The 24,573-nt window shown below is 67.0% G+C and carries 22 protein-coding genes; 8 read left to right on the top strand and 14 right to left on the bottom strand.

All coding sequences use genetic code 11. From position 1 onward, the window contains the following. Nucleotides 1-4: 4 nt before the first annotated feature. Nucleotides 5-415 carry a hypothetical protein gene (locus ACJH6I_RS18515; RefSeq protein ID WP_406784377.1) on the bottom strand — a complete coding sequence of 137 codons (411 nt, stop codon included), beginning with the start codon at nt 413-415 and terminating at the stop codon, nt 5-7. Next, nucleotides 406-1,164: an isocitrate lyase/phosphoenolpyruvate mutase family protein gene (locus tag ACJH6I_RS18510; protein WP_406784376.1), complete on the bottom strand. Its 759-nt coding sequence runs from the start codon at nt 1,162-1,164 to the stop codon at nt 406-408. The genes ACJH6I_RS18515 and ACJH6I_RS18510 overlap by 10 nt, the downstream gene beginning before the upstream one ends. 145 nt (nt 1,165-1,309) lie before the next feature. Here ACJH6I_RS18510 and ACJH6I_RS18505 point away from each other — a divergent pair, with 145 nt between their 5' ends. From ACJH6I_RS18505 to ACJH6I_RS18485, 5 genes are all read left to right on the top strand, one after another. Then, nucleotides 1,310-1,597, top strand: a complete 288-nt coding sequence (locus ACJH6I_RS18505; RefSeq protein ID WP_293015136.1) for a hypothetical protein — start codon at nt 1,310-1,312, stop codon at nt 1,595-1,597. Between the two features lie 94 nt (nt 1,598-1,691). Continuing rightward, nucleotides 1,692-2,519, top strand: a complete 828-nt coding sequence (locus tag ACJH6I_RS18500; protein WP_406784375.1) for a hypothetical protein — start codon at nt 1,692-1,694, stop codon at nt 2,517-2,519. Between the two features lie 50 nt (nt 2,520-2,569). Continuing rightward, on the top strand, nt 2,570-4,480 hold the full coding sequence (locus ACJH6I_RS18495) for a fumarate reductase/succinate dehydrogenase flavoprotein subunit (RefSeq protein ID WP_406784374.1): 1,911 nt from the start codon (nt 2,570-2,572) through the stop codon (nt 4,478-4,480). Further along, nucleotides 4,477-5,229, top strand: a complete 753-nt coding sequence (locus ACJH6I_RS18490; RefSeq protein WP_029121197.1) for a succinate dehydrogenase/fumarate reductase iron-sulfur subunit — start codon at nt 4,477-4,479, stop codon at nt 5,227-5,229. Before ACJH6I_RS18495 ends, ACJH6I_RS18490 begins: the two co-directional genes overlap by 4 nt. Nucleotides 5,230-5,306: 77 nt before the next feature. Further along, complete coding sequence (locus ACJH6I_RS18485) at nt 5,307-5,468, top strand: hypothetical protein (protein WP_166427982.1); 162 nt, start codon at nt 5,307-5,309, stop codon at nt 5,466-5,468. Between the two features lie 8 nt (nt 5,469-5,476). Here ACJH6I_RS18485 and ACJH6I_RS18480 read toward each other — a convergent pair whose 3' ends face one another. Next, complete coding sequence (locus ACJH6I_RS18480) at nt 5,477-6,874, bottom strand: MFS transporter (RefSeq protein ID WP_406775410.1); 1,398 nt, start codon at nt 6,872-6,874, stop codon at nt 5,477-5,479. Between the two features lie 64 nt (nt 6,875-6,938). Between ACJH6I_RS18480 and ACJH6I_RS18475 the strand changes: the two genes are divergently transcribed. Next, nucleotides 6,939-7,427 (top strand): CGNR zinc finger domain-containing protein, encoded by a 489-nt coding sequence (locus ACJH6I_RS18475; protein ID WP_406775411.1) that lies wholly within the window; start codon nt 6,939-6,941, stop codon nt 7,425-7,427. Between the two features lie 3 nt (nt 7,428-7,430). Here ACJH6I_RS18475 and ACJH6I_RS18470 read toward each other — a convergent pair whose 3' ends face one another. From ACJH6I_RS18470 to ACJH6I_RS18440, 7 genes are all read right to left on the bottom strand, one after another. After that, nucleotides 7,431-7,916: a flavin reductase family protein gene (locus tag ACJH6I_RS18470; protein WP_406784373.1), complete on the bottom strand. Its 486-nt coding sequence runs from the start codon at nt 7,914-7,916 to the stop codon at nt 7,431-7,433. A gap of 69 nt (nt 7,917-7,985) precedes the next feature. Beyond that, complete coding sequence (locus ACJH6I_RS18465) at nt 7,986-9,392, bottom strand: sugar nucleotide-binding protein (protein WP_406784372.1); 1,407 nt, start codon at nt 9,390-9,392, stop codon at nt 7,986-7,988. A gap of 14 nt (nt 9,393-9,406) precedes the next feature. Then, a complete protein-coding gene (rfbB, locus tag ACJH6I_RS18460) occupies nt 9,407-10,405 on the bottom strand; it encodes a dTDP-glucose 4,6-dehydratase (protein ID WP_406775414.1) in 999 nt (332 codons plus the stop codon). Further along, entirely contained in the window at nt 10,405-11,274 is an 870-nt protein-coding gene (gene rfbA / locus ACJH6I_RS18455; RefSeq protein WP_406784371.1) for a glucose-1-phosphate thymidylyltransferase RfbA, read from the bottom strand. Before rfbA ends, rfbB begins: the two co-directional genes overlap by 1 nt. A gap of 36 nt (nt 11,275-11,310) precedes the next feature. Then, nucleotides 11,311-12,825 carry a serine/threonine-protein kinase gene (locus ACJH6I_RS18450; protein WP_406784370.1) on the bottom strand — a complete coding sequence of 505 codons (1,515 nt, stop codon included), beginning with the start codon at nt 12,823-12,825 and terminating at the stop codon, nt 11,311-11,313. A gap of 78 nt (nt 12,826-12,903) precedes the next feature. After that, nucleotides 12,904-13,776, bottom strand: coding sequence for a CDP-diacylglycerol diphosphatase (locus ACJH6I_RS18445; protein ID WP_346415503.1), 873 nt, complete (start codon nt 13,774-13,776; stop codon nt 12,904-12,906). A 66-nt stretch (nt 13,777-13,842) separates the two neighbouring features. Continuing rightward, nucleotides 13,843-14,772, bottom strand: coding sequence for a hypothetical protein (locus ACJH6I_RS18440; RefSeq protein WP_346415504.1), 930 nt, complete (start codon nt 14,770-14,772; stop codon nt 13,843-13,845). A gap of 263 nt (nt 14,773-15,035) precedes the next feature. On the opposite strand from ACJH6I_RS18440, the gene ACJH6I_RS18435 reads away from it, so the two are divergent. Together ACJH6I_RS18435 and ACJH6I_RS18430 are read left to right on the top strand one after the other, a co-directional pair. Continuing rightward, nucleotides 15,036-16,748: an AMP-binding protein gene (locus ACJH6I_RS18435; protein WP_346415505.1), complete on the top strand. Its 1,713-nt coding sequence runs from the start codon at nt 15,036-15,038 to the stop codon at nt 16,746-16,748. A gap of 9 nt (nt 16,749-16,757) precedes the next feature. Next, entirely contained in the window at nt 16,758-17,399 is a 642-nt protein-coding gene (locus tag ACJH6I_RS18430; protein ID WP_346415506.1) for a GAP family protein, read from the top strand. Between the two features lie 115 nt (nt 17,400-17,514). On the opposite strand, the gene ACJH6I_RS18425 is transcribed toward ACJH6I_RS18430, so the two are convergent. The 4 genes from ACJH6I_RS18425 to ACJH6I_RS18410 all read right to left on the bottom strand — a co-directional run bounded on the left by ACJH6I_RS18425 (nt 17,515) and on the right by ACJH6I_RS18410 (nt 24,245). Beyond that, on the bottom strand, nt 17,515-18,411 hold the full coding sequence (locus tag ACJH6I_RS18425; RefSeq protein WP_346415507.1) for a hypothetical protein: 897 nt from the start codon (nt 18,409-18,411) through the stop codon (nt 17,515-17,517). A gap of 257 nt (nt 18,412-18,668) precedes the next feature. Further along, a complete protein-coding gene (gene pe / locus ACJH6I_RS18420) occupies nt 18,669-19,832 on the bottom strand; it encodes an acyltransferase PE (RefSeq protein ID WP_212807995.1) in 1,164 nt (387 codons plus the stop codon). Beyond that, on the bottom strand, nt 19,829-22,804 hold the full coding sequence (locus ACJH6I_RS18415) for an RND family transporter (RefSeq protein ID WP_212807994.1): 2,976 nt from the start codon (nt 22,802-22,804) through the stop codon (nt 19,829-19,831). Before ACJH6I_RS18415 ends, pe begins: the two co-directional genes overlap by 4 nt. Nucleotides 22,805-22,835: 31 nt before the next feature. After that, nucleotides 22,836-24,245 carry a condensation domain-containing protein gene (locus tag ACJH6I_RS18410; RefSeq protein ID WP_212807993.1) on the bottom strand — a complete coding sequence of 470 codons (1,410 nt, stop codon included), beginning with the start codon at nt 24,243-24,245 and terminating at the stop codon, nt 22,836-22,838. Between the last annotated feature and the right edge of the window lie 328 nt (nt 24,246-24,573).

The raw sequence follows: 24,573 nt of genomic DNA, 5'->3' as shown, positions 1-24,573 counted from the left end.
CGAGCTACCCGACGCCGGCAGGCGGGACGGTGGTCGGGGTGGTGTACGGGTTGTAGATCGTGGTCGTGGTGGTCGTCGTCCCGTAACCGGAGGTGCTCGACGGCGTGTAGGTGCTGGTGGACGTCGTCGTGTCGTCCGTCGTCGACGTTTCCGACGTGCTTTCCGTCGTCGTGGTCGTCGTTGTGGTCGTGGTGGTGGTCGTCGTCGTGGTGGTCCGGGTCGTCGTCCGCTTGGTGGTGGTCGGATACGTCGTCAAGACCGTGGAGTCACCGACGGGACCGGACGGCTGCTCGGACTCCTCGGAGGTCTGGATCACCTGGTAGATCAGGATGATCAGCAGGATCGCGGCGGCAACGCCTGCGGCCCACCACAACCCGTAGTTCTCCTCGGCGCCGTCGGGCTCGCTCACTGCCACCGCGCCAGAATATCGGCGGCCACCGTACCCAGAGCGCGCTGCAGGAACGGCCCGAAGCTGATGCGGCCGACGCCCAGCGGACCGAAGGACGCGGGATCGTCGGACTCCGGGATCGCGATGGCGTTGATGGGCAACGGCAGGTCGGCGGAAAGGCGGCGATAGGTGTCGTCATCGTGGCGGCCCACCGGGTACAGGGAATCCGCGCCGGCCGCCGCGCACAGCTGCAACCGCTGCACCGCGCGCTCGTACCGGTCGGCCTCGTCACCGATCTGGCGCAGGAACAGGTCGGTGCGCGCGTTGATCACGACGTGGACCCCGGAAGCGTCTGCCGTCCTGCGCAATTCGCCGACCAGGTCGGCGTGCTCCTGCGCGTCGCGGATGCGGCCGCCGTCCTTGTGCACGGTGTCCTCGATGTTCAGACCCACCGCGCCCGCGGCGAGCAGCCCGGAGATGAGGCGGCTCGGGGCCTCGCCGTAACCGGATTCGATGTCGACCGACACCGGCACGTCGACGGCCGCGGTGATCTGGCTGACGCGCGTGGTGAGGTCGTCGAACGACATGCCTTCGCCGTCGGGCTTGCCCACCGAGTCGGCGACGGGGTGGCTACCGACCGTCAGTGCGACGAACCCGGCCGACACCGCGAGCTTCGCCGACCAGGCGTCCCACACAGTCGGGAGGACGACCGGATTTCCCGGCTGGTGCAGGGCCAATAGTGCTTCGGCGCGCTGCGCCAGAACCGCGTCGGACATGGTCATACCGTACCGACAGCCACTGCCGGGACATGCCGACACCGTCGCGACAAACGTGACCTGTCTCACTTTCATCTCCGGATCTGACTAGCATCCGGTGTCGTACTGTGATTTATGACACCCTTCAGCCCAAGGAGGTCGCCCGATGTCCACCACCACTGAGCTCACCGAACTGCACGAGTTGATCGGCAGTTTGCGCCGGTCCGTCAGCTCGCTGGCCGCCAAATACGGGGACTCCCCCGCCACCCGCCGCATCGCGAATGACGCCGAGCGCCTGGCCGTCGACATCGAGCGGCTGGACATCGACATCGAAGAGCTGGAATTCAGCCGCGGCATCAAGCAGCAGGGCCCGGCCAAGGAAAAGATCGTGATCCCAGACCACGACTACTCCAGCGAATTCTGGAACGACCACGACGGTGGCGTCGGCGGCTGACCGACATGGGCACGACCGTCGTCGTGCCCAACACCGGCTCGTCTCACAACTTCATAGGTAGACCCTGCCCCCAACCGAAATCGAGGATGCTTTCGTGAGCGCACCCGCCGCCAACCGTCCCGGGACCGGCGTCTTCTCCCCCACGCGTGCGCAGATACCGCAGCGCACCCTGCGGACCGATAACTGGCTCAAATCCCCGATTCTCATCGACCTGGGTTTCGCCGCGTTCGTCATCTACGCGACGGTGCGCGCCTTCCAGCGGGCCAACTTCTACGTCGCGGACTATCACTACCTGACGCCGTTCTACTCACCGTGTCTGAGCGTCAAGTGCGGTGCGGCCAGCGAGTTCTGGCCCCAGATCCTGCCGGCCGACGGACCGCTGTCGCTGATTCCCTTTGCGGCGCTGTCCCTGCCGTTCCTGCTGCTGTTCCGGCTGACGTGCTACTACTACCGCGGCGCCTACTACCGCACGGTGTGGCAGTCCCCGACGGCCTGCGCCGTCGCCGAACCGCACGCCAAGTACACCGGTGAGACGCGGTTCCCGCTGATCATCCAGAACACCCACCGGTACTTCTTCTACATCGCGGTCATCATCTCGGTGATCAACACCTATGACGCCATCGTCGCGTTCCACTCGCCCAGCGGTTTCGGCTTCGGGCTCGGCAACATCATCCTGCTGGGCAACGTCATCATGCTGTGGGTTTACACGGTGTCCTGCCACTCCTGCCGGCACGTCACCGGCGGCCGGCTCAAGCACTTCTCGAAACACCCTGTGCGCTACTGGATCTGGACCCAGGTCAGCAAGCTGAACACCCGCCACAAGCTGTACGCGTGGATCACTCTCGGCACCCTGATGTTCACGGACTTCTACGTGATGGCGGTGTCGGCCGGGTGGTTCAACGACCTGCGCTTTGTGGGCTGAGTCAAACGTTCTGATTTTCAACGCTATTCACGACAATTTGGAGTTATTTCATGGCTGAACTCGAACGGCACGAATACGACGTCGTCGTAATCGGAGCCGGCGGGGCGGGGTTGCGTGCGGTCATCGAGGCCCGCGAGCAGGGCCTGCGGGTCGCGGTGGTGTGTAAGTCGTTGTTCGGCAAGGCCCACACCGTCATGGCCGAGGGCGGGTGCGCCGCCTCGATGCGCAACGCGAACTCCAAGGACAGCTGGCAGGTGCACTTCGGAGACACCATGCGCGGCGGCAAGTTCCTGAACAACTGGCGCATGGCCGAGCTGCATGCCCGGGAAGCACCGGACCGCGTGTGGGAGCTGGAGACCTACGGCGCGCTGTTCGATCGGACCAAAGACGGCCGGATCAGCCAGCGCAACTTCGGTGGCCACACCTACCCGCGCCTGGCACACGTCGGTGACCGCACCGGCCTGGAGATCATCCGCACCATGCAGCAGAAGATCGTCTCGCTGCAGCAGGAGGACTTCAAAGAGACCGGTGACTACGAGGCCCGTATCAAGGTCTTCCACGAATGCACCATCACGGAGCTGGTCAAAGATGGTGACCGGATCGCCGGCGCGTTCGGCTACTGGCGCGAGTCGGGCCGATTCGTGCTGTTCGAGGCGCCCGCCGTGGTGCTGGCCACCGGCGGCATCGGCAAGTCGTTCAAGGTGTCGTCGAACTCCTGGGAGTACACCGGCGACGGGCACGCCCTGGCGCTGCGGGCCGGCGCGACGCTCATCAACATGGAGTTCATCCAGTTCCACCCGACGGGCATGATCTGGCCGCCATCGGTGAAGGGCATCCTCGTCACCGAGGGTGTGCGCGGCGACGGCGGAGTGCTCAAGAACTCCGAGGGCAAGCGCTTCATGTTCGACTACATCCCCTCGGTGTTCAAAGGCCAGTACGCCGAGACCGAGGAAGAAGCCGACCAGTGGCTCAAGGACAACGACTCCGCGCGACGCACCCCTGACCTGCTGCCGCGCGACGAGGTGGCGCGCGCCATCAACTCCGAGGTCAAGGCCGGGCGCGGCACCCCGCACGGCGGCGTCTACCTCGACATCGCCTCGCGTATCCCCACCGAGGAGATCAAGAAGCGCCTGCCGTCGATGTACCACCAGTTCATGGAGCTGGCCGAGGTCGACATCACCAAGGACGAGATGGAGGTCGGCCCGACCTGTCACTACGTCATGGGTGGCATCGAGGTCGACCCCGACACCGGCGCGGCCCGGACGCCCGGCCTGTTCGCCGCGGGCGAGTGCTCGGGCGGCATGCACGGCTCCAACCGGCTCGGCGGTAACTCCCTGAGCGACCTGCTGGTGTTCGGCCGCCGGGCCGGCCTCGGTGCCGCCCAGTACGTGAAGGCGCTGCCCGCGCGGCCGGTCGTCTCCGATGAGGCGCTGACCACCGCCGCGCGGGAGGCGCTGGAGCCGTTCGACGAGCACGTCGGCGCCGAGAACCCGTACACCCTGCACACCGAGTTGCAGCAGTCCATGAACGACCTCGTCGGCATCATCCGCACCAAGGAAGAGATCGAGCAGGCGCTGCTCAAGCTCGATGACCTCAAGCGCCGGATGCACAACGTCACCGTCGAGGGCCACCGGCAGTTCAACCCCGGTTGGCACCTGGCCATCGACATGCGCAACATGCTGCTGGTCAGCGAGTGCGTCGCCAAGGCCGCGCTGGCCCGCACCGAGAGCCGTGGCGGCCACACCCGTGACGACTACCCCGAGATGAGCGCCGACTGGCGCAACATCCTGCTGGTGTGCAGTGCCGGCGGCGGCGACCCGATCGTCCCCGACGTCACCGTCACCCCGGAGCAGCAGGTGCCCATGCCGGCCGAACTGCTCGCCTGCTTCGAGCTGTCCGAGCTGGAGAAGTACTACACCGACGCCGAATTGGCCGCCCATCCGGAACGGAGCCAGCGATGAGCAACAGCTACCAAGCCAATCTGCGGGTCTGGCGTGGGGACGACACCGGCGGCGGCCTCGACGACTTCAAGGTCGAGGTCAACGACGGTGAGGTGGTGCTCGACATCATCCACCGCATCCAGGCCACGCAGGCCCCGGACCTGGCGGTGCGGTGGAACTGCAAGGCCGGCAAGTGCGGGTCGTGTTCGGCGGAGGTCAACGGCCGGCCCCGGCTGATGTGCATGACGCGGATGTCGACGTTCGATCCGGCCGAGACCGTCACCATCACCCCGCTGCGGGCGTTCCCGATCATGCGCGATCTGGTTACCGACGTGTCGTTCAACTACGAAAAGGCGCGCCAGATCCCGTCTTTCGCGCCGCCGAAGGACCTCAAGCCCGGCGAGTACCGGATGCAGCAGGAAGACGTCGAGCGGTCGCAGGAGTTCCGCAAGTGCATCGAGTGCTTCCTGTGCCAGAACACCTGCCACGTCGTGCGCGACCACGAGGAGAACAAGCAGGCGTTCGCCGGGCCGCGCTTCCTGATGCGGGTGGCCGAGCTGGACATGCATCCTCTGGACACCCTCGACCGCAAGGACATGGCGCAGGACGAGTTCGGCCTGGGCTACTGCAATATCACCAAGTGCTGCACCGAGGTCTGCCCCGAGCACATCAAGATCACCGACAACGCGCTGATCCCGATGAAGGAGCGCGTCGCCGACCGCAAGTACGACCCGATCGTCTGGCTGGGGAACAAGCTCTTCCGGCGGTAGGTTGCCGATCCGGCGGGGCCGGCGATGTTTCGGCGTAGGCTCGGAAGGGCAGCCAATCCGTGACGAAAGGCAGCCAGATGGGCCAATCAGAAACGCACAGCGTCAACGACATTCGGACCGCGATCCGCGAGCTTTCCTTGCGCGCCGAACTGGCTCGGAAGGAAGGGCGGCCTGACGACGCCGCCGAACTCGAGGCGCGGGTCGCGGGGTATCGCCAGGAGCTGGCCTCCCGGCCCTGACGCGGGCGCTAGGCGGAGAGCAATCCGAAGCTCACTGCTCCACCACAGATCGCAACCAGCCCCGCGACGATGAACGCCGCGCTCAGGCCAGGTGTCGAGATGCCGGCGGCCGGGTCACCGGTTGCGGCCAGCGCGCCGCACAGCGCAACGCCGATGGTCAGACCGAGCTGACGAGCCGCGTTGACCGCGGCGGCCGCGGTTCCGGCACGAACCGGTGGTACCGAGGTTGCGGCGACGGCGGGCAGCACGGGTGACACGATCCCCGCTCCGACGCCGGACACCACCAGCGCGCCGATGAACGTCGTCCACTCCGGCCGGGTGACGACGGCGCCGCCCGACAGACATGCCAGTCCGGTCAGGACCGTGCCGCCTCCGAGCACCCAACTTGGCGGGGCGTCGTGCAGACGGGCGCTGAGGGCTAGCGATACCGCGATGAAGGCCACCAGCTGAATGGTCAGGATGAGCGCCGCCTGCAGTGCGCTCATGCCTGCGGTGCCCTGCAGCCAGCGAGACAGCGCGGGCAATACCGCGAAACCGGCGAAATAGTACGCAAACGAGGCGGCGAGCGCGCCGGTGAAGCCGCGGGTGGCGAAGAGGCCGGCAGGCAAGACCGGATTGGCAACGCGGCGTTGAACCACGACGAACACGCCGGCAGACACCAGACCTGTCGCAGCGCCGGCGGCCGTGCCGGTCGAGGTCCATCCGTGTTCTCCGGCGTTGATCATGGCGTAGGTGAGCCCGGTCATCGCCACCGTGATCAGCGCTGCGCCTGCGAGGTCCACTCGGCCACCGCGGTGGTGCTCACGCGGTAGTGAGACAACGCCGAGGAGTAACGCGATGCCACACACGGGCACTGCGGCGGCGAACAACCAACGCCAGCTGACGAATTCGGTGACGGCACCCCCGGCGAGGGTGCCGACCGTGCTGCCCGCGCCGGCCACCGCGCCCCATACTGCAAACGCGATTCCGCGGGCGCGCCCGGCATAGCACTGTGCCAGCAGCGGCACTGCAGTCGCGAATATCGCTGCGCCGCCGACACCTTGGGCGGCACGGGCGGCAACCAATTGACCGCCGGAGCCCGCGAGCGCGCAGACCGATGACGCGGCGCCAAATGCGGCCAAGGCGAGCAGGAACAGCCGGCGGTGCCCGATCCGGTCACCCAGAGTTCCCATGGCCAAGACCAGGGCGGCGAGGGCGAGCGTGTAGACGTCGACGATCCACTGCGCGACAGTGAATCCGGTCCCGAAGTCGTCAGCGATGGTGGTGGCACTGACCGTTACCACCGTGGTGTAGACGAGGAGAAGAAACGTTGCGGCGCAACATGCCAACAGCGGGCGTCGGTCTGCCGGCCGGTTGACCACGGCGATACGTTGACTGGACTTCGATGCGGAGGATGTTGACGGCACAGTGCCACGTTGATGTAATGCCCTTGTGCGTGTAAACCCTTACACCGCGCCACTGTTGCAGAACGTGACCGACCTGCTCAACCGGCCCGCATCCACGCCCGCCGAGCTCCAGGATCGATGGACCGCCCGGGCGATGCCGACCGACCAAGATGCGACGGCCGAAGACCTGCGTCACGTGCGAGAGTTCTTACAGCAGTGGGAAAAGCTGGTCGAGGCACGCACCGATGAAGACCGGGTGAGCGTTCTCAATGAACTGCTGGACCGCTATACGACCAGTCCGTCGATCACCAATCACGACGGCAGCGGCTGGCACCTGCACTACCGCGCTCCCGACGCTGGATTCGCCGCCACCCTGGCCGGCGCTACCAGCGCCGCTGCGGCCCAGTACCTCACTGACCGGGGCCTGCACCGGATACGCAGATGTGCACGGGCCGGCTGCTCGAACGCCTTCGTCGACTTCACTCGACCGGGGACGCAGAAATACTGCAGCCACCCTTGCGCCAACCGCGACGCCGTGCGGCGGCATCGGGCATCATCACGGCGCAGTGGTTGAGTCTCAGGCCTCCAAGCGGCGGAATGCGCTGCGGTGGAAGACCATCGGCTCGACGTCGGGGTTGATGACGATGTCACTGATCGCCAGGACCACGATGGTGTGATCGCCCGCGGGAACCAGCTGATCGATCGACGTCTCGAGCCACACGCTGGTGCCGTGGATGAACAGCGCACCGTTGTCGCGCGCCTCGGTTTCCATGCCCGCGAAGCGGTCGCCGGTCTTGGCGGCCAGGGTGCGCGCCGCGGCGTCGTGCTGCTGGCCCAGCACGCTGATACCCAGGGCCGGCAGGTCCTTGAGCTTCGGCCAGGTGGTCGACGTGTTCTGCACACAGAACGACACCAGCGGCGGCTCCAGCGACACGGGCACGAAGGTGCTGGCGGCCAGGCCGATCTTCTCGCCGTTGACGTGGGCTGCGATGGCGACGACACCGATCGGGAAGTGGCCGAACGCCGCGCGCAGGGATGCCGGGCTGAGATCTGTAGAGCTCATAGTCCGTCCATCTTCACATGGCACTCCCCGAGGCACCCGAGCAAGCGTCCGCTTGGCGGGAACGCCCTGCTACCGGCCGAGGTAGCGCGCCAGCGAGTCTTCGGCCGCCTCGGGTATGAATCCCGTTGATTCCAGCTTCTGCGTGTCGAGCACGCTGTTGCGCGGCCGCGGGGCCACCGCGCCGGTCGCCGAGGCGAAGTAGGCCTCGGTGCTGACGCCTGTCACCCGCGCCGGATCGTGGCCGGAGAGCTCGAACACCCGGCGGGCGATGTCCGCCCACGACATCGCCGGACCCGAACCGGTGACGTTGTACGTCCCGTACGGCGCGCCGGTCGTGGTCAGGTGCCGGATCGCCCGGGCCAGCTCGGGGGTGAACGTCAGCCGCCCGACCTGATCGTCGACCACGGACGGGTCGACGCCGCGCCCGGCCAGCGACGCCATGGTCCGCACGAAGTTGCGGCCGTCCCCGATCACCCACGACGTCCGCAGGATGTAGTGCCGCGGCACCGTCGCGATGATCTGGTCGCCGGCCGCCTTGGTCTGGCCGTACACGCCGAGCGGGGCGATCGGGTCGTCCTCCCGGTAGGGCGAGTCGGAGGTGCCGTCGAACACGTAGTCACTGGAGAGATGCACCAGCGTGAGGCCGCGGGCGGTCGCGACACGGGCCAACGCCGCAACGCCGGTGACGTTGACGGCCCAGGCGTCGGCTCGCCCGCTCGGGGTCTCGGCCGCGTCCACGGCGGTGTACGCGGCGGCGTTGATGACGGTGTCGTAGTCCTGCCACCGCAGCACCGACTCGAGGTCACCGGCCAGGTCCACCTGCTCGCGGGTGACGAACTCGACGCTGGGGTCGTCACCGTATTCGGCGCGCAGGGCCCGGCCGACTTGGCCATCGGCGCCCAGTACCAAGGTCTTTCGCGGTGCGACCGGCTGGATGTCCGCCAGCGGCGGATGCGTCCGGTCCTTGGCCGAGAGCTCGGCGCGTTCGAGCGGAATCGGCCAGTCGATGGCCAGCGTCTCGTCGGCCAGGTTCACCGAAACATACTGCGCGTCAGGCGAATAGTGGTCGTTGACGAGGTAGACGTACGCGGTGTCGGGCGCAAGGGTCTGGAACGCGTTGCCGACCCCACGGGGCACGAACACCGCCCGCGACGGGTCCAGCTCGGCCGTGAACACCGCCCCGAACGTCGGGCCGTCGCGCAGGTCGACCCAGGCGCCGAAGATCCGGCCCGTCGCCACCGAGACGAACTTGTCCCACGGTTCGGCGTGGATGCCGCGGGTCGTGCCCGCCGCGTCGTTGAAGGAGATGTTGTTCTGCACGGGTCCGAAATCCGGCAGCCCGAGTGCCGTCATCTTCTCGCGCTGCCAGTTCTCCTTGAACCAGCCGCGGTTGTCGCCGTGCACGGGCAGGTCCCAGACGGTCAGGCCCGGAATCGGTGTGGCATTGGCGGACAACGGTTTTCCGTATTCGGTCACGGGTTGCCCATCGCTCACTGACCCTGGCTCGCGTAGCGCGCTTCGGTGGCGTCCTTGACCGGACGCCACCATGCCTCGTTGTCGCGATACCAGGCGATGGTGGCGCTCAGCCCGTCGGCGAAGTCGACATATTTTGGCCGCCAACCGAGTTCGGTGCGCAGCTTGGTCGAATCGATGGCGTAACGCAGGTCGTGTCCGGCGCGGTCCGTCACGTGGTCGTAGCCGTCGGACGGCCGGCCCATCTGCGTCAGGATCATCTCGATGACGGTCTTGTTGTCCTTTTCGCCGTTGGCGCCGATCAGATAGGTCTCGCCGAGGCGGCCCTTCTCGATGATCGTCAGCACGGCGGACGAGTGGTCGTCCACGTGGATCCAGTCCCGCACATTGCGGCCCGCGCCGTACAGCTTCGGCCGGATACCGCACAGCACGTTGGTGATCTGCCGCGGAATGAACTTCTCGACGTGCTGGTAGGACCCATAGTTGTTGGAGCAGTTGGAGATTGTGGCGCGGACACCGAACGAGCGCACCCAGGCCCGGACCAGCAGGTCACTGCCGGCCTTGGTCGACGAATAGGGCGACGACGGGTTGTAGGCCGTGCGTTCGGTGAACTTGGCGGGGTCGTCGAGTTCGAGGTCGCCGTAGACCTCGTCGGTCGAGATGTGGTGCAGTCGGGTGCCGTGCTTGCGGACCGACTCCAGCAGCGTGAACGTCCCGACCACATTGGTGTGCAGGAACGGTTCCGGATCGCGCAGCGAGTTGTCGTTGTGCGATTCGGCGGCGAAGTGCACCACGATGTCCGTCGTCGCCATCAGCTCGTCGACCAGCGCGGCGTCGGCCACGTCACCCAGGACGAACGTCATCCGCTGTTCGGGCAGGCCGGCAAGGGATTCCCGGTTGCCCGCGTAGGTCAGCTTGTCCAGCACCGTGACGTGATGGTCGGTGTGGGCCAGGACGTATCGGACGAAGTTGGCGCCGATGAATCCGGCGCCGCCGGTGACCAGCAGCCGTGCCATCAGTACCCCCTGCTCAGCAGGTCCAGCAGGTATGTGCCGTAGCCGGACTTCACCAACGGCTCGGCGCGCTCGCGCAGCTCATCGCTGCTGAGATAGCCACGCCGCCAAGCGATTTCCTCGGGCACCCCGATTTTCAGACCGGTGCGGCGCTCGATGGTCCGCACGAACTCGGCGGCGTCGGTCATCTGATCGAACGTCCCGGTGTCGAGCCACGCCGTGCCGCGCGGCAGCACCTGCACACGTAATCGGTTCTGCGCCAGATACGTTCGGTTGATGTCGGTGATCTCGTACTCGCCGCGGGCACTGGGCTTCAACTCACGGGCGATCGACACCACGTCGTTGCTGTAGAAGTACAGCCCCGGCACGGCGTAGTTGCTCTTCGGCACCGCGGGCTTTTCCTCGAGCGAAACCGCCTGCCCGGCATCGTCGAATTCGATGACGCCGTAGGCCGACGGTTCGGCGACCCAGTAGCCGAAGATCGCGCCGCCGTCGACGTTGTTGAACCGCTGCAGCTGCGTGCCCAGGCCTGGGCCGTACAGCAGGTTGTCGCCGAGGACGAGCGCCACGCTGTCGCCGCCGAGGAAGTCCGCGCCGATGGTGAAGGCCTGCGCCAGCCCATCGGGCGACGGCTGCTGGGCATAGCTGATCGAGATGCCGTACTGCGAACCGTCGCCGAGCAGCCGTTCGAAACTCGGCGCGTCGAGCGGCGTCGTAATCACGAGGATGTCGGTGATCCCCGCCAGCATCAACGTGGACAGCGGGTAATAGATCATCGGCTTGTCGTAGACCGGGATCAGCTGCTTGGACACCCCGGCGGTGACGGGGTGTAGTCGCGTGCCCGCGCCCCCGGCCAGGATGATGCCTTTCACCCGGCCATCCTGACATACGCGCACCGCGTCAGGTGCTCACCGAGCAGACTCAACCGCAGGCTCGGATGCCAGCGTCTTGCCGTTCTGCACGATTTCGAGGCCTGACGACGAGACGTGGTACTCGGCGGCATCGGGATCGTTGAAGGCGACGAAGCCGTCGCCGGACTCGTTCACGGTGCCCAAGCGGATCGTCGCACCGTCGGAGATTCGATAGCCCAGGTAATACAGCACCCCGACGCTGCTGCGGCAGATCACGACCGCCGACTGCGCGGTGCGCAGGATCATCGCGGCCTCGTCGGCTCCCGTGCACCGGGCGGCGCCGTTGTAGGTGGTGAAGCCGCGGGTGTCGGCGTCGGGCAGCACCATTCGCGCGGTGGTGGGCACCAGTGAGGTCGGGGGCTCCGGCTCGGTGGAATCGACCGACGTCACGGTCACGCCCGTCGGCTCGGACATGGTCGTCGTGGCCTCCGCCGAAGTCGTTGGGCCGCTGCGTCCGTCATGTCCGCGCATCAGCACGACGCCGACGAAGACCAACGCCACCACCAGCAGGATGCCCACACCGATCAGCGCCCAGGCCGTGGGACTCATTCCGGACCGCGGCGTCGGCGACGGATCTGCTTGGCGCACAAGGCCCATGGGTGCGGGCGGCGGCGCGGATGCGACAGTCGGCACACCGGGTACCGCGTGTGCGGCGGCGACCGGGGGCAGCGTCGCCGCCGCACCACGCGCCAGCGCCGCGGCGAAATCCCCGCACGAACGGAAGCGGTCAGCGGGCCGGCGGGCCATCGCAATGGCCATCACGGGGTCCAGGTCGGCGAGGTCCGGGCGGACGTCGGCCAGTCGTAGCACCACACCACTGACACGCTGGCTGATGAGCACGACAGGCGTCGAATCGCCGCCTGGGGGCTGGCCGGTCAGCAACTGAAAAGCGGTGGCGGCCAAAGCGTATTGGTCGGATCGACCGTCAAGCGGCTCACCGAGCAACTGCTCCGGCGCGGCATAGTTCGGCGTGCCGAGCGTCATGTTCGTCGACGTCAGGCCGTCGAAATCGTCGACGCGCCGGGCGATCCCGAAATCGGCGAGCAGTACCCGCCCGCGACCCGGGCCGCCCGCGCCCAACAGGATGTTCGCGGGTTTGACGTCGCGGTGCAGCAGTCCTCGGCTGTGCGCATGATCCAGCGCGTCGGCGATCGCGGTGACGATCGCGATCACCTGGTCCCGCGGCATCCCGCCGGGGCACTGCGTCCGGAGCACGTTGCCGGCGTCGGAGCCCTCGACGTAGTCCATCGAGATCCACAGGCGCCCGTCGTATTCGCCGCGGTCGTGCACTCCGACGATGTGCTGATGCCACAACGTCGCCGCGGCGTCGGCCTCGCGTTCGAAGCGCCGCCGGTATTCGGCATCGGCGGACAGGGAGGCCGGCAGAACCTTCAGCGCGTCGGTGCGGGGCAGCCGCGGATGCTGGACCAGATACACCTCACCCATGCCGCCGGCACCCAATTTCCTGACCACGGTGAAACCGGCGAAAACCGATCCATCGGGCAGCGACATGGTCGGATCGTAACTGCCAGAACGCGAATCGGCGGCCACTCGAGACTCGCCCGAGTGGCCGCCGGCCGACGCATCGCCTTACCGCTTGTCCATGATGCCCTCGATCTGGTCGACACCGTGGATGCCGCTGTTCGTATCGCTGGCCAGGACGATGAGCCCGTTGCCCTCGTGGTTGAGCGTGACCAGCATGGTCTCGTGCGCCATCGCGGCGTGCTTGTTGCCGTGGTTGTAGAGCGGCGTGACGACGTCCTCGTTCAGCTTGGCGAAGAAGTTGGTGTCGATGCCGTTCGCGTTCCAGGCCCGGTACTGATGCTTGCTGTTCTGGACGAAGGTCTTGTCGTGGTCGGTGACCTCGATGACCTGGTCGACCCACTTGTGCTCGTCCTTGCTGACCTTGCCGGCCTTGACGGCCCGGTCGATGTCTTCGCGGGCGGGGCCGTAGAGCCGGGTCAGGTGGATGTGCAGTTGGTCGTATCCGCGGCCGTCCTGCGAGTTGATGCCGAGGGCCCAGTCCGGCGAGCTCCCGAAGTGGATCGAGTCGTAGGCGTCCTTGAAGTAGTTGGGGGCGTCCGAGCGCAGCAGGTTGGGGCATTCGATCCCGGTCTCCCGGACCGTCGGCACCACCAGCAGATCCTGGACCGCCTTGATGTCGTGCTTGCCCGGGTGCACAGCGAAGCCACGGGTCGAGTCATTGCCCGGCCACTGGACCTGCAAGTTGTGACCCGGGTTCTTCGGCGAGTGCTCTCCCACGCCGTGCGCCGGCGGCTTCACGCCGTCCCAGATCTTGTCGTCCTTGTGGGTGAGGTCGCACTCCATGAAATGCTGCGTGCCCGTCTCGGCGTGGGCGGCGGGCGAGAGACCGAACGCCAGCGCCGGCGCTGCCACCAGGGCGGCGGCGGCCGCGATGCGGCGGGTGAAGCGGGAGCGGGTGGTCACGGTCGTGGTGGTCATATCGTCTCCTGAAGGTTGTGGGCCGTTTTGGCGTTGAAACAACCTTCGCGGAACCGACGGCCCAGGTCAGTCCGCTGATCGGGCCCTCGACCGGACGAAATCGGCGTCCCCCGATCGGGGGACACGCACCGCTCGGCTCGCTCGCCGCCGCTGGGCGGCCCACAACTTCTCCTGTGCCCGCAGCACCACGAGTCCGGGGCTTCCTCGACCCTCCGCCGTCGACTTCGTCACCCAGATGACGCTCCATCCCCGCGATTCGAGCTCGGCGGTGTGGCTGTGCACCCATTCGCGATATCCCGGCATATCGGCGTCCTCGTCACACTCGACGGCTACCTGCCACCGCGGCCAACCCAATGCCGCCCGAGTGCAGACCAATCCCCACTCGTCGTAGAACGGGATCTGCGTTCGCAGTCCTGGAATGCCCGTGCGGCGCAGCAACAGCCGGGTCTGCGTCTGCAACGGAGACTCTGAACCGCCATCGGCCTGCGCCAGCGCAATCCGCAGTCGGTCCACACCCCGAATACCCCGATTGGCTTCGGCCAGCGCCCACACGTGTGCCGGGTCCAAGCCGGTCACGTTCAACAATGCATCCAGCGTCGGTATCGCCTGGTTTTCGGGTAGGAGCCGGCCCAGATCGAATGCCGTCCGCGCCGCAGATGTCACCCGCATGCCGCCGGCCATGCAGACGTCGTCGGGAGCGAGCGCATATGAATGCACCGTGAGTCCGGCCGGCGAGTGCCGGTTGGACCGCACGACCTCTGCCGGCGCGTCCGCATCGAGCCACTCGGTCCCGTGGACGGCCGCCGCTGACAACCCGCACAACACCGCATCCGGCCCGGCGAACAACCACGCCGCCTCGGCGCGCAGCCTCGCCGTCAATGCCACCTCGTTCGCAAGGTAGACACCCCGGTAGACGGCACGGTAGCCGGTGCGGAGCGCTTGTCTGGTCAGGAGTCCGGTCTGCACGGCGGCGCTGCCGAGAAACGGTCTGTTCATGCGGCGAGCATCGCTGTGACCACCGACAGATCCGATTCTTCGACCAGTGGTTATCCACAGGGCAGGAGCTGTTGCCCCCTGGCGCTGCCGGTCTCCACAACCATCCGGACCGCGTTGCTACAGCGAATGTGCATGTTCGGATTGAGATTTCGCGGTTTTGCGGGCCAAACCTGCACACTCGTCGTAGCACCGCGCATCGCATGCAGCACCTGACCGGCAAACCAGGTACCACCGGTCACATGTGAGTTGAGTAACCTGGCGCCATGTCCGATGCGTCGATCCTGTCCGTGCTGCGCGAGCGCGCCGGCGCGACTCCCGACGACGTGGCCTACACCTTCACCGACTACGACCACGACTGGGACGGCGTCACCGAGAGCCTGACCTGGGCCCAGCTGTACCGTCGCACCCTCAACGTGGCGCACGAGCTCCGCATGCACGGCGTCCCCGGCGACCGCGCGCTGATCATCGCGCCGCAGGGGCTGGCCTACATCGTCGGGTTCCTGGGCGCCATGCAGGCGGGTTTCATCGCGGTGCCGCTGTCGGTCCCGCTACCGGGTTCGCACGACGAGCGGGTGAGCGCCGTCATCACCGACACGTCGCCGACCGTCGTACTGACCACCGCGGCCGCGTTCGACATCGCCGCGCAGAACGTGGACGACGGTGCCTCGATGGTCGCCGTGATCGCCGTCGACACCCTCGATCTGGATGCCGAGCGGGACTTCGATGAAGAAGTGCCGGCCGGCCCGGACATCGCCTACCTGCAGTACACGTCGGGGTCGACGCGGTTGCCGGCCGGCGTGATGATCTCGCACAAGAACCTGCGGACGAACATCGAGCAGTTGCTCGCCGATCTGCTGTCGCAGCACGGCGGCGAGCTGCCGCCGGGGTCGACGCTGGTCTCGTGGCTACCCTTCTACCACGACATGGGCCTGGTGCTCGGGATCGCAGTGCCCATCTTCTCCGGCCACAAGGCCGACCTCATGAGTCCGATCGCCTTCCTGACGCGCCCGGTCCGCTGGCTGCAGGCGCTGTCGCGAAACAACCCGGCGTGGTCGGCGGCGCCGAACTTCGCGTTCGATCTCGCTACGCGCCGCGTCACCGACGAAGAGATGGCCGAGCTCGACCTCAGCGGCGTCATCGGCATCAACAACGGCGCCGAGCGCATCCACCCGCCCACCCTGATCAAGTTCGACGAGCGTTTCGCGGCCGTCGGCTTCCGGCCCGAGATGATGGTGCCGTCCTACGGCCTGGCCGAGGCCACGCTCTATGTGGCCAGCGGTGCGCACGGCCGACCGCCCGAGGTCGTCGAGTTCGCCGCCGAAGAACTGACGCAGGGCATCGCCTTGCGCAAACCCGGTGGGACGCCGCTCATGCGGTACGGGCGGGCGCCCTCGCCGCTCCTCGAGATCGTCGATGCCGACACCTGCCAGGTATGCCCCGACGGCGTCGTCGGCGAAATCTGGGTCCGTGGCGACAACGTGTCCGCCGGGTACTGGCGCAAGCCGGAGCAGACCGGGTCCGCCTTCGACGCGACGCTGGTGAACGCCCCCGAGGGCACCCCCGAGACCGGCTGGCTGCGCACCGGAGACCAGGGCTTCATCTCAGATGGCGACCTGTTCATCGTCGGCCGCATCAAGGACATGCTGATCGTGCGCGGCCGCAACCACTACTCCGACGACATCGAAGCGACGGTACAGAAGATCAGCCGGGGACGGGTGGCGGCGATCGCCGTGACCGACGACCACACCGACCAGCTCGTCACGATCATCGAGCTCAAGGCGCGCGCCGACGCCGCGACGCTCGACGGGCTGAAAAACGATGTGGTGGCGGCGATTTCGCGGGCACACGGGTTGCAGGTCGCCGACGTCGTTCTGGTGGAAGCCGGGTCCATCCCGACCACCACGAGCGGCAAGATGCGGCGGTCGGCGTGTGTCGAGCAGTATCGGCAGGGACAGTTCATCCGGTTGGACGCGTAACCGCACCGCATGTGGATCACCCTGTTGGTGATGGCGGTCGCGGTCAGCCTGGAGCCGTTCCGCATCGGCATGTCCGTTGTCATGCTGAACCGGCCGCGCCCGCACCTGCAGCTGGCGGCATTCCTGTGCGGCGGTTTCCTGATGGGCCTGTCCGTCGGCGCGGTGGTGCTGTTCGTCCTCGAGGCCCGGCTACCCGCTTGGGCCTCAGCGCATTTCAACCTGCCGACGGTCCAGATCGTGATCGGCGTATTGGCGTTGGCGGCCGCGGTGCTGCTGGCCGTGACGAAGGGGCGCGAGCGGACCGTCCCGGACTGGCTGACCCGGCTGCTCACCGGCCGGTCGCTGTGGGTCGCCGGCGTGGCGGGCCTGGGCATCGCGCTGCCCTCGGTCGACTATCTCGCGGCGCTGGCCGTGATCGCCGCCGCGCACCTCGATGCCGGGGTGCGAATGGGTGCGCTGGTGACCTTCAACGTGGTGGCGTTCTCGCTGGTCGAAATCCCGCTGCTGGCCTACCTCATCGCACCGCAACGCACGCGCACCGCAATGAGTAACCTGCACAACTGGATTCGCGCGCGGCAGCGCCACGAGGTCGCGGGCCTGCTGGCGGCGGTGGGTGTTGTGCTCGTCGCCGCGGGTGCGGTGGGGATCTAGAGCGCCGTTGCGCGAGCGTGCAGCCAGCGCTTCCCGAACCCCGGATCCGCGATCTGTGTGCACGCTCGCGAACCGCCGGGCCGCGCATCGTCGCGAATGTGCAGACAGCGCATCCCTACGCAATATTCCACGATCTGTATGCACGCTCGACGAGGGATGCCGGTGCGGGTTCACCAGTTGCGGCCCAGGCTCGAGCCACCCGGGCCAGCACATCACTTTCGGCGTGCCGCTTGACGACACGTATCCGGGTCCAGCCCAACTCATCGAGGTCTTCTGACCGAAGGATGTCGTGAGCGAACTGGCGCGGGTCGTTGCGGTGATGGTCACCGTCGTACTCGACCGCCAGCTTGTAATCCCCCCACCCCATGTCGAGGTAGTACTGCCGCTTGCCGTCGGCGCTCCGCACCGGAATTTGCGTGGCCGGTCTCGGGTACCCGGCTCGAATGAGCAATAGCCGTAACCAGGTCTCGGGTGGCGACTCGGCACCCGCGTCATAGAGGTCGAGGGCGGCGACCAATTGCCGCATGCCGCGCGCGCCGTGATGTTCGAGCGCAAGCCGGCGGACGGCATCCGCCGTGCAACCGGTTGCGTTGCCGAGTGCGTCGAGCCGAGCGATCGACTCATCGAGGGTGCCGCGGCGGCCGATGTCGAAGGCCGTCCGCTCAACGCTGGTGAAGGGAAGTCCGCCGCGAACAACGACGTCGTCTGCCGCCAACTGAACCTTGTGCGTGACGATTCCAGCTGGTGGCCGGCGGCCCGACCAGGCCAGTTCGATCGGGAGGCGATCTTCGATGTAATCGGCGCCATGCAGGCGCGAGGCGGTAAGGCCGGCAATCACCCCACCGCGCCGTGACCACAACCAGGCCGCCGTGGCTCGGTGGTAGATCGTGAGGTCGTCACCCGACTTGTCGGTGTAGACGTCGGGGAACATCGCGATGTACCGGGAGCGCAATTGATGCTTCCGCACTCGCCCGGCGGCAACCGCCTCGCTACCGATGAACGGGGTCTGCACAAGCACTCACATTGCGGCATCGCAGGTATCGCGGGAACCGCGAAGGCACGATCTGTGGATGGATCGCGCACTGTGGATAGCCCGCTCAGTTCCGCGAAAGTGCAGCCAGCGCGCCCCAAACGCGATTCTCGCGATCTACACGCACACTCGCGGAATCACCAAGGGAGACAAAGCCGCGAATGTGCAGCCAGCGCGCCCCACACGCCGGATCCGCGATCTGAACGCACACTCGCGGACCGAGCGAGGACGCGCAACCCCTAGTGCGCGCTCGGCCCGTGGCTGAGCACGTAGTTGATACCCGACATCAGCTGGGACACCGGGTCGGCGGCACCACCGAAGGCGGCCTGCGTGGCCGGGGCGGTGGCGGCAGCGGGGTCGTAGCCGTTGACGGGATCGACGGTGACGGGCGCGGTCGCCGGGTCGTCGTTGCGCGAATATCCCGCATCCACCATGGGTTTCATCACGGCGTCAAGGTGATTCATGTCCGCTTCGGACATGCCGAGGTACTTGAACGGCACGACGAGCGGCAGGTGCTGCTCGGGGATCATGTACGTCGTGGTCGTCGCGCCACGGGAGTTCACGGTCTTGATGACGTTCTGCGGCGGCACGTTCTTCGGGTTGGTGAACGCCACCGCGGTGTGGCCGGTGGCCAGGCCGACGACCGCGTTCGCGAGCGCCATCAGGTTGTCCGGGCGGTCGGGCCAGTCGGCGATGCTGTCGTAGGCCGAGATGAATTGGTAAGTGTCGTACTGACTGTCGACCACCGGCGGCATCAGGAAGTCGAGCGCGGGCACCGTGCTGCCGACGGGATACGTCTGCCGCAGGAAGCTCTGCGTCCACGGGTTGATGGCGAGCGGGTCGCCGTAGGTGGCGAACGACAGCTCGTTCGGTGGCGGCGCGGCCGGGTCGTAGGCCAGCCGGTCCTGCACGGCGTGCACGACCATGGCGCCCTCGGACAGGCCGATCACGGTGCCGGGGCCGCCCTCGCGGACGCGGTTGATGACGTTGTTCTTGCCGACCTCGACGGATTCGCCGATGCTCGGGCCGTTCAACCCGATCTCGGGCATCTTCTGGTGCAGTTCGTCAACGCCCGGGATGAAGCTGAGGACGTGGCCCTGCACCTGGCCGGCGGGGTAGTCGACGATCTCGCGATTGAGGCCGGGGAACCAGTCGGCGCCGGTGCGACGGATGTACTCGTCGTACGGAATACCCATGACGTGCGCACCACCGAGCGCGTAGCCGCGGCCGGGGGTACCGATCGGCGGGATGGCGGGCACGATGGGCCCGCCCGCGCCGGAGCCCGAACCGGACCCGGCCCAGGGTTCGTCGGCCGTCGCGATCCAATCCGCAAGGGGCCCAGAGGCACCGACCGTCAACAGCGTGGCGGCAATCGCCAACGAGCTGGCAAGTCGCTTGTTCATACTTCGCTCCCTTGCGGTTTCGGTCGGGACGGCCACCAGTTCGCTTCTCCGACGAGCGTGGCCATGGCGGGCACGGTGATGGTCCGCACCAGGAAGGTGTCCAGCAGGATGCCGGCGCCGATGACGAAGCCGCCCTGGATAACGGTACCGATGCTGGAGAACAGCAGACCCCACATCGAGGCCGCGAAGATCAGGCCGGCCGCGGTGATCACGCCACCGGTCGACGACAGTGTGCGAATGATGCCGTAGCGCATGCCATGTGGTGATTCGTCACGCATGCGCGAGACGAACAGCATGTTGTAGTCGGCGCCCACCGCGACCAGCACCACGAATGCCAGTGGTGGCACGGTCCAGTGCAGCGGCTGGTGGAACAGGTACTGGAACACCACGACGCCGATGCCGAGCGCCGCGAAGTACGAAAGCACCACGGAGCCGACCAGATACAGCGGCGCGATCAGCGACCGCAGCAACAGCATCAGGATCAGCAGCACCACCGCGACGGTGACGATGATGATGAACCGGATGTCGTTCTGGTAGTAATCGCGAGTGTCCTTGAGCGCCACGGGATATCCACCCATCGAGACCGTGGCATCCGACAGCGACGTGTTCGGCTGAGCGCCGCGCGCGGTGTCGCGGATGGTGTTGACCTGGTCCATCGCTGCGGCGCTGAACGGGTCGAGTTTGGTGAGCACGAGGTAGCGCACCGAGTGGCCGTCGGGCGAGATGAACATCTTGGACGCCGACTTGAAGGCCTCGAGCTGCAGCACCTCGGGCGGGATGTTGAAGCCCGCCTGGGTCGGGCCGGCCGCGTTCTGTTTCATCGACAGCAGGAAGGCCCCGGCCTGGTCGAGGCCTGAACGCATCAGCTTGATCTGCTCGACGACCTCGTCGACCCCGTTGGCGACCTCCCGGCTGCCGGTCGCCGACCGATCGGCGCCCTGGCGCAGTTTGGTCAGGTTGGCCTGCGCGCCGGCGGGGCTGTCCATGCCCATGCTGCGCATCACCTTGGTCAGGTTGGTCATCGCACTCTGGAGCTGCTGCACCGACGCGTTGAGCGTCTTCTGGTCCTGCATGGTCTGCAGCTGCCCGGCGAGCTTGTTGATCTCGTCGATGGTGCCGTCCTGGCGCGCTTGTTCGAGCCGCTGGAAATGGCCGCGGGTTTCGGCGCACGACACGTCGAGGTCGCACACCGCGTTGTTCTGCAGCGCCGCGAGCACCGGACCGACCCAGCCGAACATGTCTTTGGCCGCCGTGTAATTCAGCCCGAGGGTGTTGCCCAGCTTGCTGACGCTGTTGACGAGCTTGGCCGCGACTTCCACGTTCTGCACGAGCTTGTTGCCGCCGTACTGGCTGCGGATCGCGGTGAAGGCATCCAGCGTCGTCTGGAGGCTGGTGGCGATCTGGCCGACCTGGCCGCGCACGTCGGCGAGGTTGGTCGCGAGCGTGTCGGCGCCCTTGGCGAGCCGGTTGATGTCGTTGGTGCGCTGGCCGATCATGCCGGCGCCCTCGGTCAGCCGGTCACCGACCAGACCGGCCTGGAAGGTGGCCCGGAACTCGGGCGGCACCTCGCCGAGCGGACGGGTGATGCCACTGACCATGGCGACGTCCGGCAGTTGGCTGATGCGCGATGCCATCTGCTCGAGGTCGGCGAGGGCCTGCGGGGAGCGCAGGTCGCGTGGCGACTGGACGAGGACGTACGAGGGCACCGACTGGTTGACGTTGAAGTGGCTCTCGAGCGCGGCGTACCCGATGGAGCTCGGGGCCGACGCCGCCACGGCCTTGCGGTCGTCGTAGTTGAACTTCGCGAAGACCGCGGCGCTGGCCAGCAGGAGCAGCACCAGCAGGCTGACCACCAGGTGCAGTCGCGGCCGGCGGACGATGCGCGCGCCGGACCGGCGCCACAGCTGCGCGGTGATCTCGTTGCGCGGCTTGATCCAGCCCTTCGGCCCGACGAGCGTGATGATCGCGGGCAGCAGCGTGACCGCGGCGAGGAACGCCACGAGGATGCCGATGGCCGATGAGACGCCGACGGTGGAGAAGACGCCCATCTTGGCGAAGCTGATGCCGAGGAAGGTGACGCCGACGGTCGCGGCCGACGCGGTGATGACCTTGCCGACGGAGCCCAGCGCCCGCCGGACGGCGTCGGTGGAGTCCAGGCCCTGCCGCACGTAGTCGTGGTAGCGGCTGATCAGGAACACCGCGTAGTCGGTGCCGGCGCCGAAGATCATGGCGCTCAACAGGATGATGGCCTGGTTCGACACCCCCAGCCCGGTCAGCTGGGACAGTCCGGCGACCGTCGCCTGCGCGATCACCAGCGACATGCCGATGCCGGCGAGCGGCAGCATCATGGTGACGGGATTGCGGTAGACGATCAGCAGCACCAGGAGCACGAGGACCGCGATGGCGATCTCGATGGGCATCCGGTCCTTCTCACCGGCGACGGTGAGGTCGGCGACGGTGGCCGCCGGTCCGGACAAGTGGATCTTCAGCGGGCTGCCGGCGGTGCTGTGCCGGACGATGTCGGCCACGCGGTTGTAGGCGGCGTACGACTGCGGCGTGCCCAGCGCGCCGGCGAGGCCGACGGGCAGGACCCAGGCCTTCTTGTCCTTGCTGGTCATGAAGTTGCGCAGGGGCGGCGTGCTGATGAAGTCCTGCATCATGACGACGTCGCGCGGGTCGTCGCGCAGGGCGTCCACCAACTTGCGGTAGGTGGCTTCGTCGTTGCGATCCAGGCCGCGGTCGTTGATGAGGACGACGAGCAGCAGGTCGTCAGTACCGGGTTCCTTGAACGCCTCGGTCATGTGCCGGGCCGCGACGTTCGACGGCGCATCGGCGGGCAGCATGGCCAGCGGATGCTTCTGGGCCATGTCGTTGAGGCTCGGCACGGCCAGGGGCAGCGCCACGGCCAGCGTGATCCACAGGCCGATCACCGCCCAAGGCCACCGCACCACGAAATCGGCTAGCCGTCGCAACTGAAGCCCCTTGCCGACCCCACCCGACGGGTCACCAGTTCCCGCCGTCGGCGATCCGCGTGCAGACCGACTTCATCGCCTCGAGGTACCGGGTGACGGACTTCTTGGCGATGGGGTTGTCGGGGTACATGACCTCCATGACCGTGCCGCCTTCGTAGCGGAAGACGTAGATGGTCAGCTGGTAGGAGTACCGGCCGTCGGAGTAGATGCCGATGTTGTTGGCGTACCCCATCTCGGTGGCCGCGAGGATGGTGTTGAGCGGCGCCGCGCCGCCGTGCAGGAAGTTCGACACCGGGAAGTTGGGCCGCGGCCAGTCCAGCCACGGCGCGAGTTCCAGGACGCGGTAGTACGGGACCCGCGCCATGTTGAGGTTGCCGTCGAACGACTCCTGCGCCGCCCAGGCGGCTTCGTTGAAGGTCGCCGCGGCGATCGGCACGGTGATGGGCACCAGTCCGGTGAACCAGCCCTGCGTCATGAAGTTGTCCGACGTCCGCCGGGTGTCGCGCGGGGTGAGGCCGTAATACGTTGCCGCACCGGTCAATTCGTGCTCAACCTGGGCCATGCAGGCGAACAGGCCACCGACGAAGCGCGCGCCGGCCGCCTCACAAGCGGCCTCGAACCGCGCCGTCTGGTCCGGATCGAGGAGCGATTCGCCGACCATGTCGCCGACCGAGGGCTCCATGGCGTTCCCCAGCGGCAACGGGAACTCCGGCATGCTGTTGTTGTTGTTCTCGGCAAACTCGATCCAGGCCTGGACCTCGGGGGAATCGACGGTCAGCGCCGAGGTGCGCTCGTGCTCCTGGACGCACCATTCGTCGAAGCTTCCGGCGTCGGGCAGAGCAAACGCTGAGCCCCCTGTTGTCAATGCTGTGTACCGGCCATGAGCCTCCAGCATGGTGATGCCGATGAGCGCCGCGTCGCCGTGGACGTGGTCGATGGCCGCATAGAAGTTGAAGCTGTCTTCGCTCTGGACGATGCCGAAGGAGAAGCAGCCCCACTCCAGCGGCGTCGGGATGTCGACGAGGTGCTTGCGGACGTCCTCGACCGCCAGCTCGCCATGGTTGACGGGCTCGAATTCGAGGTCGTCGGGGTTGCTGAGGGTGTGCCGGAGAATCTCGCCGTCGTCGGTGTACTCGAACCAGCTGCGGTAGGTGTCGTGCCTGCGCAGATAGGAGTTGAGCGCCTCGTTCATGGCCGCGATGTCGCACTGACCAGGCACTTCGCATGTCGCGATGATCTGCCGGGAGTACTCGAGGCCCGAGCCGGTGCGCTCGACGACACCCCGGATGTGCTGGCCCTGCATGTAGCTGACCGGCACCGGGCTGACGGGCGCCTGCCGCGCCACTTCCCTTGCCGTTTCGGTCGGATGCCAAGACGTCAGGACTCCTGGGATCGGCGTCCAATCATCGATCTTTCCGATCGTGATCTTCCCGATTCGCAATTACTTTCCTCCCAGGTTTGGGCACACAGAGGCCCGGCACACTGTTGGCGTCATCAACATACCCCGGCAACCTTTGCCGGCACCGTTACGCCTGGTGGCGCGGTCGTCGATGACCAACTACCACCGCGGCACATAATCCTCGTGCTTCAGCAACCTACATGTAATACTGGCCCGCAGAAGATGAGCTGGCCGTGGCCGTTCGGAAGATCAACTGGCCGACGCCGTTCGGTGGGTCTGCTGGGCACCCGACAAGGCCGGCCGTTCGCACATTAAATCTGGCGCTGAACACGGTCTCCTGCGTGGGATCGGACGTCACCGGCAAACGCGG

Source organism: Mycobacterium sp. SMC-13, from assembly GCF_045311035.1.
Lineage (GTDB): Bacteria > Actinomycetota > Actinomycetes > Mycobacteriales > Mycobacteriaceae > Mycobacterium.
Note: the sequence above shows the minus strand (reverse complement) of the source record. Positions and strands in the feature narration are given on the sequence as shown.

Excerpts from the sequence above, each read along its gene's own strand:
- ACJH6I_RS18510 (WP_406784376.1), bottom strand. The coding sequence starts at position 1,164 with ATGTCCGACGCGGTTCTGGCGCAGCGCGCCGAAGCACTATTGGCCCTG.
- ACJH6I_RS18505 (WP_293015136.1), top strand. The coding sequence starts at position 1,310 with ATGTCCACCACCACTGAGCTCACCGAACTGCACGAGTTGATCGGCAGT.
- ACJH6I_RS18495 (WP_406784374.1), top strand. The coding sequence starts at position 2,570 with ATGGCTGAACTCGAACGGCACGAATACGACGTCGTCGTAATCGGAGCC.
- ACJH6I_RS18490 (WP_029121197.1), top strand. The coding sequence starts at position 4,477 with ATGAGCAACAGCTACCAAGCCAATCTGCGGGTCTGGCGTGGGGACGAC.
- ACJH6I_RS18485 (WP_166427982.1), top strand. The coding sequence starts at position 5,307 with ATGGGCCAATCAGAAACGCACAGCGTCAACGACATTCGGACCGCGATC.
- ACJH6I_RS18470 (WP_406784373.1), bottom strand. The coding sequence starts at position 7,916 with ATGAGCTCTACAGATCTCAGCCCGGCATCCCTGCGCGCGGCGTTCGGC.
- rfbB (WP_406775414.1), bottom strand. The coding sequence starts at position 10,405 with ATGGCACGGCTGCTGGTCACCGGCGGCGCCGGATTCATCGGCGCCAAC.
- ACJH6I_RS18450 (WP_406784370.1), bottom strand. The coding sequence starts at position 12,825 with ATGTCGCTGCCCGATGGATCGGTTTTCGCCGGTTTCACCGTGGTCAGG.
- ACJH6I_RS18445 (WP_346415503.1), bottom strand. The coding sequence starts at position 13,776 with ATGACCACCACGACCGTGACCACCCGCTCCCGCTTCACCCGCCGCATC.
- ACJH6I_RS18440 (WP_346415504.1), bottom strand. The coding sequence starts at position 14,772 with ATGAACAGACCGTTTCTCGGCAGCGCCGCCGTGCAGACCGGACTCCTG.
- ACJH6I_RS18435 (WP_346415505.1), top strand. The coding sequence starts at position 15,036 with ATGTCCGATGCGTCGATCCTGTCCGTGCTGCGCGAGCGCGCCGGCGCG.
- ACJH6I_RS18430 (WP_346415506.1), top strand. The coding sequence starts at position 16,758 with ATGTGGATCACCCTGTTGGTGATGGCGGTCGCGGTCAGCCTGGAGCCG.
- pe (WP_212807995.1), bottom strand. The coding sequence starts at position 19,832 with ATGAACAAGCGACTTGCCAGCTCGTTGGCGATTGCCGCCACGCTGTTG.